The 13,746-nt window shown below is 46.8% G+C and carries 11 protein-coding genes; 4 read left to right on the top strand and 7 right to left on the bottom strand.

What is annotated here, in order from left to right:
• Positions 1-210: 210 nt before the first annotated feature.
• The gene (locus IGI71_RS00480; RefSeq protein ID WP_142973425.1) at positions 211-1,020 is read right to left on the bottom strand and encodes an aldo/keto reductase family protein; all 810 of its coding nucleotides are present in this window, start codon (positions 1,018-1,020) and stop codon (positions 211-213) included.
• A gap of 172 nt (positions 1,021-1,192) precedes the next feature.
• Between IGI71_RS00480 and IGI71_RS00475 the strand changes: the two genes are divergently transcribed.
• Positions 1,193-1,585 (top strand): YbaN family protein, encoded by a 393-nt coding sequence (locus IGI71_RS00475; protein ID WP_034859125.1) that lies wholly within the window; start codon positions 1,193-1,195, stop codon positions 1,583-1,585.
• Positions 1,586-1,666: 81 nt separating this feature from the next.
• On the opposite strand, the gene ppdK is transcribed toward IGI71_RS00475, so the two are convergent.
• Complete coding sequence (gene ppdK, locus IGI71_RS00470) at positions 1,667-4,300, bottom strand: pyruvate, phosphate dikinase (RefSeq protein ID WP_430616049.1); 2,634 nt, start codon at positions 4,298-4,300, stop codon at positions 1,667-1,669.
• 190 nt (positions 4,301-4,490) lie between these two features.
• Between ppdK and IGI71_RS00465 the strand changes: the two genes are divergently transcribed.
• From IGI71_RS00465 to IGI71_RS00455, 3 genes are read left to right on the top strand one after another with little or no spacing between them, the layout of a single operon-like run.
• A complete protein-coding gene (locus tag IGI71_RS00465; RefSeq protein ID WP_430616048.1) occupies positions 4,491-5,126 on the top strand; it encodes a helix-turn-helix transcriptional regulator in 636 nt (211 codons plus the stop codon).
• Positions 5,127-5,138: 12 nt separating this feature from the next.
• Entirely contained in the window at positions 5,139-5,957 is an 819-nt protein-coding gene (locus IGI71_RS00460; protein WP_005226564.1) for a pyruvate, water dikinase regulatory protein, read from the top strand.
• Positions 5,947-7,818, top strand: a complete 1,872-nt coding sequence (locus tag IGI71_RS00455; RefSeq protein WP_430616047.1) for a fructose-1,6-bisphosphatase — start codon at positions 5,947-5,949, stop codon at positions 7,816-7,818. Before IGI71_RS00460 ends, IGI71_RS00455 begins: the two co-directional genes overlap by 11 nt.
• 33 nt (positions 7,819-7,851) lie before the next feature.
• Here IGI71_RS00455 and IGI71_RS00450 read toward each other — a convergent pair whose 3' ends face one another.
• From IGI71_RS00450 to IGI71_RS00430, 5 genes are all read right to left on the bottom strand, one after another.
• Positions 7,852-8,265 carry a phosphate-starvation-inducible PsiE family protein gene (locus IGI71_RS00450; protein WP_010748527.1) on the bottom strand — a complete coding sequence of 138 codons (414 nt, stop codon included), beginning with the start codon at positions 8,263-8,265 and terminating at the stop codon, positions 7,852-7,854.
• A gap of 289 nt (positions 8,266-8,554) precedes the next feature.
• A complete protein-coding gene (locus IGI71_RS00445) occupies positions 8,555-9,121 on the bottom strand; it encodes a hypothetical protein (RefSeq protein ID WP_015508723.1) in 567 nt (188 codons plus the stop codon).
• Positions 9,122-9,389: 268 nt separating this feature from the next.
• Positions 9,390-9,893, bottom strand: coding sequence for a general stress protein (locus tag IGI71_RS00440; protein WP_221692631.1), 504 nt, complete (start codon positions 9,891-9,893; stop codon positions 9,390-9,392).
• A gap of 242 nt (positions 9,894-10,135) precedes the next feature.
• Positions 10,136-12,238: an SH3 domain-containing protein gene (locus IGI71_RS00435; RefSeq protein ID WP_430616046.1), complete on the bottom strand. Its 2,103-nt coding sequence runs from the start codon at positions 12,236-12,238 to the stop codon at positions 10,136-10,138.
• 221 nt (positions 12,239-12,459) lie between these two features.
• On the bottom strand, positions 12,460-13,689 hold the full coding sequence (locus tag IGI71_RS00430) for an L-lactate MFS transporter (RefSeq protein ID WP_061053544.1): 1,230 nt from the start codon (positions 13,687-13,689) through the stop codon (positions 12,460-12,462).
• Positions 13,690-13,746 lie beyond the last annotated feature (57 nt).

Below are 13,746 nucleotides of genomic sequence, written 5' to 3'. Positions count from 1 at the left end.
TAATCGGTTATTTCTTTGAATGATTAAGAGGGTTCATTGGCAGAAACGGCTGCAAGCGCATTTTCTTTTTTGCTAAGGCTTACGGTTGCTGATCTAACGAATAGAAAAGCTCCTCAGTCATGAAGGAGCGTTGCGACTGCATAAAAATAGCCAGCACGGAAGTTTCCGCACTGGCTGTAGGGGCCCCTTTAATGGACTGCTTTTTATTGCCTATAATTCTTTGATGACGGCTTTTTCTTCCGTCGTCAAAGCGAAATCAAAGAGCGCTAAATTTTCGGCTTGATGTTTTTCTGAATGGGATTTCGGAATCACGATCACCCCACGCTCGATTTGGTAACGCAAGACCACTTGGCTCCAGGTTTTTTGATACGCTTCACCGATTTGGGTCAAGGTTTCCCGAGCCGCTTCTGAAATCCGTGAAAGTGGCCCCCAGGCTTCTGGAACTACCTGATTGGCTAAGGAATAGGCGATGATCGCATCGTTCCACTTGCCTGGATGCGATTCGATTTGATTGACCGCTGGTTTGATCCGACTGTTTGCCAATAAATAGCTAAGTTCTTCTTCTTGGAAATTGGACACCCCGATCGCTTTTAAGACTCCTTTATCGACATAAGCCTCAAGAACCGCCCAGACAGCGGCGATCTCTGCCAAGTTGTCCCACGGATGATGGATCAAATAAAGATCGATCGATTCCGTCTGCAAGGCTGCTAAACTCGCTTCGACAGACGCTTTCACGGCAGCTGCATCTTGCGTATGCTCTGGTTTGCCAGGAATCTTAGAAGTCAGGAAAAATTCGCTGCGGTCGATCCCGCTTTCCTTGATGGCTTTGCCTACCACGGCTTCGTTGCGGTAAGAAATCGCCGTATCAAAATGCCGATACCCAAGCTTGATGGCAGTCAACAGCTCTGTCGTATCATCATTGATCGCACCTTGGTATTCTCGGTTTTCTTTCCCAAATGTATTCGTCCCACTGCCGATCACTGGAATCTGAATGCCGGTATTCAATTCAATCGTTTCCATGCTGCTTCCCCCTTTGTGTTGTTTCTAGTCTATCAAAAAAGCAGGAGTATGGGGAAGAAAAACTCTTATTGCCGCTAAAAAACGGGGAAAAACACAAAACGCATGTTCAAGCTGCCCCTCCTCCGTTATACTGAGGGTAAGACACGAAACACCCAAATAAGGAGGGTTACTTTTGAAAAAAACACTATTTTTTCTTTGTGGATCACTGACATTCGGTCTAGGTACTTTAGGAATCTTCTTGCCTTTCTTACCCACAACGGTCTTTTACTTGCTGACGGCTTATTTCTGGCTGCGGAGTTCCGATACCTATTATCAACGCTTGATTCAATCAGAAAATTATCAAAAATACATTGAAAAACCACTCGTACAAAAACAGCTGAGCACCAAGGGAATGGTTCGGATGTTTGCCATGATGCTGGTAGTCTTTGCAATTCCTGCACTATTGATCCCTAATCTGCTGGTACGTTTCGTCCTCGCTGCCATCTACCTCGCCCATGTCATTGGGATCACTTGGTATTTAAAAGGACGCAAACCCGCGATTCAAAAAACGGATCAGCCCCTGTAAGAACGACGCTGCACGAACACACCGTAATCCACCAAGCAGGCGAGCCTTGCTGGTGGACTGCGGTGTATTTTTTCTCCTATTTTAACGGGAGCCCACTGACGCCTCTTCGATGATGGGGGCTGATTGGGCGATCGCTAACCAGGCAGCAGGGATTCGGTATGGGGAGCAAGAAACATAGTCGATGCCGATCTCTCGCAAAAAAGCAATTGAATAGGGATCGCTGCCGACTTCGCCACAAATACCGATCGAGTGCTCTGGCCGACGATCTCTTACGCCAGTGATCGCTTGGCGCATCAACGTGCCAACACCCGCCTGATCTAAGTGCTGGTAAGGATCTTCTTGTAAGATCCCCGACTGCAAATAGGCTTGAATAAAGCTGCCTGCATCATCCCGCGAAAAGCCAAACGTCATTTGGGTCAAGTCATTGGTACCAAAACTAAAGAACGCAGCATCTTCAGCACACTCCCCAGCGATCAAGCACGCTCTAGGTGTCTCGATCATCATGCCGATCTCGATGTGCAATGGTTGCTGCAGGGTTGCTTCTGCTTGAGCGATCACCTGTGTCAACGTCGCTTTCAACACCTGCAGCTCTGCGGGCAAACTGATCAGGGGCAATAAGATCGCCGCCTCTACCTCGACTCCTTGCTGCCGCAATTCCACAGCCGCTTCACAAATCGCCGCTGTTTGCATTTCATAAATTTCTGGATAGCTCAGTCCTAAACGGCTGCCGCGATGCCCCATCATAGGATTGACCTCTTGCAGTTCGTCAATTCGCCGCTCGATCACTGCCAATGATTTTTTACTGCGGCGGGCCATCTCAAGGCGTTCATGCTCATGGGGCAAGAATTCATGGAGTGGTGGATCTAATAACCGAATCGTGCACTTCTTTCCTTGCGCGGCCTGCAGCATTTCTTGGAAATCGGCTTTTTGATAAGCCTTGATCTCAGCCAACGCCTTCAATCGTTCCGCCTTCGTTTCTGCCAAAATGACTTCCCGCATTTTCCACAAACGCGCTTCCCCAAAAAACATATGCTCCGTCCGTGCCAGACCGATGCCCGCTGCCCCAAAGGCCAGCGCAGCCTCAATGTCATTTTTCGTTTCCGCATTTGCGTAAACCTTTAGATCTGCCTGGGCTTGTGCCCACGTCAAAAGCTGATCCAGCAAAACCCGCTCCTGTACACTGGTCATAGGCAGCTGCCCTTGATACAGTTTGCCAGTGCTGCCGTCTACGGAAAGTACGTCACCTTCTTCAATCAGCAGCTCGCCGCAGCGGGCCTGTTTCAAAAATGCATCGACATTTAGTGCCTCGCACCCTACCACACAGCAGACCCCCAGACCACGGGCGACCACCGCCGCATGAGAAGTCATCCCCCCACGAGCGGTAATGATCGCTTCACTCACCACCATGCCTTCAATATCTTCAGGTGAGGTTTCCTGCCGCAGCAGCAGGACTTTTTCTCCTGTGCGGCTGGCTTTTTCCGCCGCCTCTGCAGTGAAATAGACATGTCCTGAAGCTGCCCCTGGACTAGCCGGCAAGCCCTGCGCAAAGGCTTCGGCTTGCTGCAAGGCTTCGGGGGCAAATAACGGGTGCAACAATTGATCGATCATTTCTGGTGTGATTCGGTCTAAGGCTTGCCTGATGGTGATCCGACCTTCTGCGACCATATCCGTTGCAATTTGCGCTGCCGCAGCGGCGGTTCGTTTGCCGTTTCTTGTTTGCAAGACAAACAACTGGCCGTCATCGATGGTAAATTCAATGTCTTGCATGTCTTGATAGTGATCCTCCAAACCCTCAGCCAGTTGCTTTAGTTCCTGATAAATCACAGGATGTTGTTGCGCCAACGCTTGGATCGGTTGTGGTGTACGAATGCCAGCAACCACATCTTCCCCTTGAGCACACACTAGAAATTCGCCGAAAAGTCCCGGTTCCCCGGTTGCTGGATTGCGGGTGAAGGCGACACCCGTCCCACTATTTATCCCGCTGTTGCCAAAAACCATTTCTTGAATCGTTACGGCAGTCCCTAGATCGTCAGGGATCCGATGGAGGGAACGGTAGGTCTTAGCCCGTGGGTTGTTCCATGAGCGAAAAACTGCCGTGATGGCTGCCAATAATTGCTGAAACGGGTCTTGGGGAAACGCTTCTTGGGTATGTTCCATATAAATACTTTGAAACACGCGGCAGATCGTTTGCCAGTCATTGCCGGTCATCATTTGGTCTGACACATAATTCTGCCGTTTCTTATAATCTGTCAAATAGGCTTCAAAGTGTTCTTTTGCTACACCTTTCACCACATCCCCATACATCTGGATCAAACGGCGGTAACAATCATAAGCAAAGACGGGGTCCCCCGTCTGCTGAGCCAACCCTTGGACGGTTTCATCATTCAACCCAAGGTTTAAGATCGTATCCATCATCCCTGGCATGGAAAACTTGGCACCACTGCGGACAGAAACCAATAACGGCGACTGCAGTCCGCCAAATGTTTTGTTCCTGCGGACTGCCAATTCTTCGATGGCAGCTTTGACTTGCTTGATGATCGCCTCAGGAAGAACCTGTTCTTCTAAATAGGTCAGGCAAATGGTGGCCGGGACGATAAATCCTTGAGGAACAGGCAAACCCAAATTGGTCATCTCCGCAAGATTTGCCCCTTTCCCGCCTAATAATGCTTTTTGCTCTTTCGTGCCTTCTGAAAACCATACGACTGCTTTTTCCATCATGTTCCTCCTTTTAAATGTTGTATACTATTTCGATTAATTAGCAGTATATAGTATGACACATTTAATCGTCAAGCCAAAAAAAGAAAACTTTTAAGGGATTTATCCTTTTTAAAAGAGAAGGATTGCCTTTTCATTCGGAAAATCATATAATCAATAGCATAGCACATAAAAGAAAGAAGGTGACACATTGGAATTAAGCCAAAGACAAATGAAAATCATTGAGATCGTCAAAGAACATCAGCCGATCAGTGGGGAGACCATTGCGAAGCAGTTGGGTTTGAGCCGCGCAACCTTGCGGAATGACTTATCGATTTTGACCATGACCGGTTTATTAGACGCCCGACCGAAAGTCGGCTATTTCTACACAGGACAAACCGTTGAGCCTTTGCTTTTCGAAAAACTCTACCATACCAAAGTTGCAGAAGTCATGATCCCACCGTTGCTGATCTCACAAACGGTCTCCGTTTATGAAGCAGTCACGACTTTGTTTATGTACGATGTCGGTTCCCTCTATGTCAAAAATGACCAAGACGAACTGATTGGGGTACTCTCCCGCAAAGATCTGCTGCGCTTTGCGATCAGCAATGCCGCACTGGAAAAAACACCCGTAGCGATGATCATGACTCGCATGCCAAACATCGTGACCATCACACCGGAAGAAACGATCTTGACGGCTGGTACGTTGTTAGGACGACATGAAGTTGATACCTTGCCTGTGGTCGATCCGCAGGAACCAAAAAAAGTCATCGGCAAAATCACGAAGACACGGCTGATGAATTACTTTATTCAAGCAGGCAATGACAGTGACAACACACACTTTTAGGGGGCAAAAACAATGAAGAACGTTCGAATATATTTGATTTCAGATTCCGTAGGCGAAACGGCACAAAAGCTGATCGCAGCCGTTTCCGCGCAGTTTCCCACGATCGACCTTTCAGACATCCAGCTCTTTCCCTTTACTAATGATGAAGAGAGCTTAGGCGAGATCCTCAAAGATGCCTTGCTAGACAAATCGATCGTCGTTACCACCTTAGTCAATAAAGAGTTAGTCGCCTTTGTTGATGCCTTTGCCAAGCGGACTGGTTTGCAGTATGTCGACTTTATGTCGCCCTTGACCACGATGCTGGAAAAAACATTCGGTGTAGAAGCCGTCCAAGAGCCTGGTGCCTTGCATCGCTTGAACCAAGCATATTTCAGCCGGGTGGCAGCGATGGAATTTGCGGTGAAATACGACGACGGCAAAGACCCACGGGGATTTCTCGATGCTGACTTTGTCCTCTTAGGGGTTTCGCGAACCTCGAAGACACCATTGAGTTTATACATGGCAAACCGCGGCTACAAAGTGGCAAATCTGCCTTTGATTCCTGAAGTTGCTTTGCCAGCCGAAGTGCACCAAGTCGACCCGCGAAAAATGGTCGGTTTGACCACGAATCCAGAATCTCTGACCGAGATTCGGCGATCCCGAATGCATTCATTGGGCTTAAAAGAAGAGACCCATTACACCAATTGTGAACGAATCGAAGCAGAATTAGCTTACGCGAATGAATGGTTCAAAAAGCTGAACATTCCGGTGATCGATGTCAGCAAACGCTCCATTGAAGAAAGCGCGATGCTGATTGAAGAACAAGCCAAAGAACAGGCCCATGTTCAATAAAGACACCTTGGCAAACCTGACCGAGATCATCAACTTGGAAGCCATCCAGCAGCTGCCGAAAGCCACCGAGCACTTTGTCAGCGATCTGCATGGCGAATACGATGCCTTTGACCATATTTTGCGGAATGGTTCTGGCAGTATCCGAGAAAAAGTCGAGATTTTGTTTACTGGCGTCTTGACGAAAGAAGAACAGACCGAACTTTGTTTTGTCATTTATTATCCAGAGGAGCTATTACAAGAACAGGCATGGACCCCTGCCGATTGGCGCTTAAAGATGGCACAGCTAGTAAAAGTTGCCCGCTTTACTTCCAGTAAATACACACGCTCCAAGGTACGCAAAGCACTGCCGTCTTCTTTTGCTTATATCTTAGAAGAACTGTTGTACCAATATGATGCTGACTTCAATAAAGAAGCTTACTATCGGGCGATTTTTGATAAGATCATTGAATTAGAGGCAGCCCCGCTTTTTTGCCAAGAACTGGCGTACTTGATTCAGCGCTTCGTAGTGGATCATCTCCACGTCTTAGGCGATATTTATGATCGCGGACCAGCGCCAGACAAAATCGTCGATCGCTTGATGACTTTGCCCTCACTGGATATTCAGCTAGGCAACCATGATATTTTGTGGATCGGCAGCTTTTGCGGCTCGCTGCCCTGTTTGGCCAATACGATCCGCATCGCTGCTCGCTACGGCAATCTGGCATTATTACAAGATGGTTATGGGATCGATCTATCAAAAGCACTGGCTTTTAGTCAAAAATATTACACAGAAAATGAAGGCTTTTATCCGCAAAAAACAGTGGACCCTTTATCAAGCCAGCAAAAAAAAGCAGCCATGCTTTTGCAACAGGCGTTTGCCATCATCCAATTCAAAGTCGAAGCAGCCGTGATCCAGCGGCGTCCAGCATTTGCGATGGCAGAGCGCTGCTTGTTGCATCGCTTGTCTCAAGATCGGCAACAAATCCAGCTAGACCAGACCTATCCTTTGATCAACGGCTGTTTTCAACTAGTAGATCCCGATGATCCTTACCGTTTGACAGCAGAAGAACATGAGGTACTGCAAGATTTGCTGAGCCAATTTCAACGCTCGCTCCGTTTAGCTGCGCATATGCGCTTTTTAGTTGAGCATGGTACATTGTACCAGCGCTTCAACGACAACCTGCTGTATCACGGCTGCCTGCCTTGTCAGGAAAACGGCGATTTCCTGGCCTTTACTTTCCAGCAGCAGCCCTTAGCAGGCAAAGCGTTGATGGACTTTTTTCAGCAATGTTTGCAGGAAAGCTTTGCCCAACCAGAAAAGCAAACAGACCTTGCCACCGATATGATCTGGTATCTTTGGTGCGGCGAAGGCTCTTCCCTCTTCGGCAAAAAAGCCATGAAAACCTTTGAGCGCTACTTTATAGCAGATCGCAACACCCATACGGAACAAAAAAATGCCTATTATTCTTTAAGGGAAAACGAAGACTTCTGCTGCCGTGTCCTAGCTGCCTTCGGTCTGCCGCCGACAGGCCACATCATCAATGGCCACACCCCTGTGAAAGTGCGTAAAGGTGAGACGCCCATCAAGGCAAATGGTCGTTTATTGGTAATCGATGGGGGACTCTCTCGCTCCTATCAATCCGTCACAGGCATTGCTGGTTACACGCTGTTGTCAAATTCCTTCGGCATGACCTTAGCAGCCCATCAACCCTTTACAGATCGCCAGCAAGCCATCCAGCAGCGACGTGACATCGTCACTCAGAAAAAAATCGTCGTGCGGCAAACGGAAAGAACAACGGTAGGGCAAACAGATATCGGCAAGCGGCTGCAGCAAGAAAGCCGAGTGCTTTTTGAAGAATTAAAAAATCATCCGATCCCTTGACGAGTCATTCGTCAACCAATCGGATGATTTTTTTTACAGTCCTTTAGAACTATGAAAGGCTTTGAGTTTTTCCAACGCCTGCAGCACAATGATCAAGACCAAGATCGCTAAGGCCAAAAAGAGCGTTTCTAACCCTTTTCCTTGTGCCAAAAGCAGCTCTCTTAAAATTGCTGTAATACTGATCAAAATCAAGTAACGCACCGGAATATGGTGACCTTCTTTTACGTAACGCAATAACATCAAAATAATTTCCAGTAAAATAAACAATGTCGCGATCTCTTCGATCAATAAGGAAAGATCACTGACTTCATGCAGCGGGATCACATGGACAACGATTTTGTAGATCGCTTCCGCCATCACCACCAAAACCAACAGAACCAACAGTCCTAACATAATATCAACAATCACACTAATCATTTTTTCGAAGTGCTTAAAATACTTTCCCATAACACCCCTCCTCGCACTTATTATAGCGAAACTGTTCAAAATCACTTTACGATATGCTTGCAAGTGCAGCTTTTTTTAGGAAGGAAGGAATAAACACGCAGGACTGAGGGTAGTCGCTTTTTTCACTAGTCAAAAGGGATAGCTGCTTTATGGGGACGCAGCCACGAAAAAGCCTGTTTATGGCAATGGCCGGGCGTGACTCCTTCACACAAGCAAATAAAAAAGCTAGGCATAAAGCCTAGCTGAAATGGTGCCTTTGGATTGGACTGGTTTTCCTTATAAACTGGGATCAGTTGACCCCTTCGACTGTTAGATCAACGTTTTCACTCGTATCTTCCGCAGCTTCGTCATCGCTATTGGAGGTTTCCGAAGACGGTTCAGTCGTTTCACTGCTGGAGCTGCTTGTTGTAGTACTGGTCGAACTCGTAGACGAAGAGCTTGAAGAACTGCTGCTAGCGCTACTGCTGGAGGTATCGCTGGTGGTCGTTGAGCCGCCACTCGGCGCGGTACTCGAACTGCTTTCGCTACTTGCAGAAGTACTGACGCTAGGCTCTGTCTCTACTTCGCTTACAGAAACAGACGTGCCTTCATTTGTCGACGCTTCGATCGAGCGACTAGTCGTTGAAGACGGTGTATACGAACTAACACTGGCTTCATAAAAAATCTGACTGGAATCAGAGGTTTCTTCGATACTGCTGCTTGCGGTCTGGTAAGGTGGCTCGGAGGAACTACTGGAAGAATCTCGAACAAAGGGCGCGGCAACAAAGGCATTGGCATCTTGATTGATCGCCACACTCAAAAAAACCGCAACAAAACAACTGACTAATGCCGACTGCATATTGAACTTGAATTTCATCGCACTCCCCATCCTTTCCCAAAAATATGGTTGGACCTTCCGTCAATGATCTATCTCATTCTTATATTATACAAAAAAAAGCAATCGTCAACAAATTAAGTTTTATTTTCAAAGATGACAAAGACATGAATGCCCGTTGCGCAACAAAAAAAGCCCGAGGGCGACGGTCGATCACCTGCGGGCCCATCCCTTCACTAAGGGTTGGCAGGTGCGACGGATGCTCGTTCCTCTGGCTTTAATGGTTCCTTTACTTAAGAAATTCTTTTACTTATAAGTTTCGCAGATGATTCGGGTCATGGATCGGTGCTTCAATATCACTGTCTCCCATGCGCGGTGTTGGATGAACGGACTCATCGGGCATCGCTGTTTCACCTGGTAACGGTTGATCGATGATTGGCCCAGTATCTGCAGCACGATCCGTTATTTTGTCCATCGGCTGATAATCGTAGACGCCGACAACGAGTTTGTCTCGTTCAAGGTCATCACGATAACCATATAACGGATCATGCTCATCATGCCTATGATCGGAATCGCCGAAAGAAAAAGCATCTTTGATTTTTTCCCAAAGCGAACGATCTTCATCCTCACTAGCTGCCTGCTCCACTTCCACATCGTCGATGGATTCTAACCCAAATTGATCGATGACTGTTTGATTCGCAAACAGCATGATATCCTCTTTGCCATAGCCTTCGTTTGTCAATTGCTCAATAACCGGTAATACTTCTGTTCGAGTGTCGTAACTGCCAATAATCGTTAGGTTTCTGTTGTGCATGTGAAATCCTCCTTATTTTGTGTACGCTTCGATCGTTCTGGTTCTGAAGCAATTCCTTTAAAACTAGCAATTTCTATTGCTTCTTTCATTCTAACGCAGGGTTCTATGATTGACCAAATAGTTTGATTGCGCTTACGGAAAACAAGCGGTTTCTTGAAAAAAAAACTAGCTGCTCCGGAAGAAGCGGATCCATCATAAAAAAACCGCGTGAGCCAATGGCTTGCACGCGGTTTTTTTGCTTGTTACTTGGAAACGATCAGTTTTTGACCGACAAAGATCGTATAGCTGCTGTTGATGTTGTTCCATGATGCGAGTTGGCTGATGCTGGTGTTATATTTTTGTGCCAGTGACCATAAGCTGTCCCCTGATTTCACCGTGTGCGTCTTCGTTGAACTGCTGCTGGTATTCGTATTAGAAGACCCACTGCTAGCAGACATCAAGTAGGCACCACTGACCCAGCCTTTGCCAGAAACATAATACCATTTGTTCGTGCCATTGACGGTCGTCCCGGTTTTTGTTGCGGTAACCGTGACGGTTGCTCCTTTACTTAAAGAACCAGTAATACTACTGCTGGTAGAAGCATCGGAACGAACATTTAAAATCTCGGTGGTTTTCATTTGCTGATTTGTGGTTGTTGAACCGTTATTATTGGAAGAGCTGCTGGTTGTTGTCAAGTAGGCACCACTGACCCAACCTTTGCCAGAAACGTAGTACCACGTTTTATTGCCTTCCACTGAAGTGCCGTTCTTTTTCGCTGTCACGGTAACGGTCACCCCTTGACCAAGCGTTGTCACGACACGGCTGCTGGTAGAAGCATCGGAGCGGACATTCAATGCGGCCGTCGTTTTCATTTGTTGATTGATACTTGAACCATTGTCTTCTTTTTCCGCTTCAGAAGCATTATTGTTGGTCACTTCAGTAAGGTAGGCACCGCTGACCCAACCTTTGCCAGAGACATAATACCAATTTTTGTTGCCATTGACTGATGTGCCGGTTTTCATGGAAGTGGCAGTAAAGGTCGTGCCTTTGCTAAGTGACCCTACCACTGATCCGCTAGTGGACGCGCTAGAACGAATATTCATCGCTTCCGTCGTCTTCATTTGCTTGTTGATCGTCGTACCGGAATTGCCATTGTCAGAACCGGTGTTGCCTGATCCGCTATTGTTGTTTGAAGAGTCGGTCGAAACCTTCGTCAAATACGCGCCGCTGACCCAACCTTTGCCAGAAATCTTATACCACGTGGTGTTGCCATTGACGCTGGTGCCGGTTTTGGTCGCCGTTGCCGTAAACGTCGTATTAGCTGCTAACGAACCAGTAATAGAGGCACTGGTGGAAGCATCGGAACGAATATTCATAGATGACGTGGTTTTCATCTGCTGATTGATCGCTGTTTCATCACTGACGATCGTTTCATTGCTATTGCCGCCACCTGTGTTTGAGCTGCCAGTATCATATTGCGTTAAATTATACGTACTGATCAAATTGTTTAATTTGCTGGCATAAGAAGTATCGGTTGCATACCGCCCTTGTAGCCAAGCGGTTGCTTGCGTGTAAGAGGTCGTATTGCTTTTCCATGCACCGCTGTAATAGTAGTTGCCGCTAGAAAAACTCGTGTTGCGCAACACATATGCATTGTCTTCAAAAGACTCTTTTAATGATGGGTATTTCCGAAACTTAGCGCTGATCAAATAATAATTGCCAGAACCATCATCTTCATAGGTATCCATCGTCACGTATTGGCCGTTGTAGCTGCCTTTGATCCCAAACATATTGTTGGCTGTGGTCGTCAAAGTCGAGGCGCCCCAACCTGATTCCAAAATCGCTTGTGCCATCATAACAGAGGCATACAGATCGTTTGCTGCCGCCACTTCCGTTGCATAGCCGCAAATCTGACTGATAAAGGCAGCCGGATCGATCGTTGCCCGTGAAAATAATGCCCGACTAGTCAAATCAGAAAGGGCTGATGGTACTTCATCTGCTTCTAAGACTTCATCACTAGCGACTGTTGTGCTTTCTGTCGTCGCTGTTTCTGATCCCTCAGTAACTGCTTCAGCTCCTGACTCCTCCGTTATTTCCGAAGTTTCTTCGGTCACAACAGGTGCTGTCGTCGATTCTGTCGTTTCCTCAACCGGCGTGCTGTCGGTTTCTGGTGTAGTGTTTGTTGTTTGTTCAACGACCTTAAGGTCATTGCTGGTTTCTGTCGTTGCCGTTTCAGCCGCATGCCCTAAGGTCGGGATAAACGTTGATCCCGCTATTAAAGTAGTAGCCATCGTAATACTTTTTTGGGTATATTGCGTGCGCTTCAAGCGCTTTTCTAAGCGGCGTCGTTCTTTACGAATTGTCATTTAATCCCTCCGTCGTATTAGCCTTTTTTTATTGTAACACGATTTATTAAAAAATGGGGGGTTAAGATGAAAAAACAGTGAAATCAACGAGATAAATTCTTGCTATGAAACAGTTTTCTCTTTTGCTTCATCAGCCAATACTCTGTTCTAAAAAAAGAAAAAAGAGTTGTTTTAGCACCAAAAAAGCAGCCTTTATCAAAAAGACTACTTTTGGTGAATTGTTATTTAATAACAGGTGCGGGCTTTTTGGCTTTTTTTAGCATCGCATAGCCTATGTTGAGAACAAGCCCAAAAACGGCCAAGAAAATTGCCGTATAGAAGGCTTTTGTATAATCTCCTTGGTTACTTTCTGCGATTGCTGCTGCCACTCTGGGGCCAAAGAATGCCGCCGTAGAATAACCAATAAAGACGATTCCATAGTTGACCCCTTGATTGATCGGTCCGTAATTTTCCATAACGATCGATGGGAATACCCCCATCACGCCCCCGAAGCACAGTCCTAAACCGATGATCCCGACAGTGAAGATCACAGTTGTTTGACCAAGCGTCAATAAGAATAAGGACAATGCCACCACGCCATAGATGATCATCAACGTATTCGTCCGACCAATTTTATCAGAAACGGTGCCCCAAAGGACACGACCAAAACAGTTGCTCAATGAGTACAAGCTGACATAAAAGGCAGCGGCCGCTGCCGTCAAACCAAACATACTTTGCCCGATCACTGAGGCGTTGGAAGCAATCATCAAACCTGAGAAAGCCCCTACCCCTAACATAACAATAATCAAGTAAAAAGTTGGTGTCTTCAGCATGTCCAACCAATTTAGATTGATTTGAGGACCATTTTTTCCTTGATCTGCCGGTTGCCAACCTGCTGGACGGTAATTTTCTGGTGCTTTACGAATAAATAGACTAGCCACCAAGACGATCACGATATAGGCAATTCCTAAAATCCGAAACGCCGCTAAGACATCTTGTGATTCGATCAAACGATTCGCAATCGGTGCGGCAATAATCGCTGCCCCACCCATACCTGCTGTGATCAAGCCCGAAGCCAGTCCCCGTTTATCCGGGAATAACCGAATCGTATTGCTTAAACAAGCCGAATAGGCAAAGCCTTGCCCTAAACCAGCAAAGACTCCATAAGTCAGGTACAGCATAGCGGGTGAGTTGACCAAACCCGTCAGGAAGAAACCCGCTCCGAACAACACGCCTCCACCAGCGATGACCCATCTAGCGGCTCCTCGGTCTGTCAGCAAACCACCCAAAATCATGGTAATCGGGCCAACTGCGGCATTGATGGTAAAGGCTAGCATGATCTCTTCCATGGACCAACCTTTTAATTGACTAAGAGGTCCTGCAAAGACACTAAAGGCGTAAACAGCGCCCGTACACAGTAACACTGCGGTCGAAGCGATCAGAATCAGCCAGCGATTGATTTTTGTTTCCATTTTTTTCTCCTTTGTTTTAAGCATGTTACTTTATTCACATGTTTTTTCAAAAGCTAG

Origin of the sequence: Enterococcus sp. DIV1279b (assembly GCF_050531515.1) — a bacterium.
Taxonomy (GTDB): Bacteria; Bacillota; Bacilli; order Lactobacillales; family Enterococcaceae; genus Enterococcus_D; species Enterococcus_D casseliflavus.
This window is presented reverse-complemented; position numbering and strand designations above follow the sequence as displayed.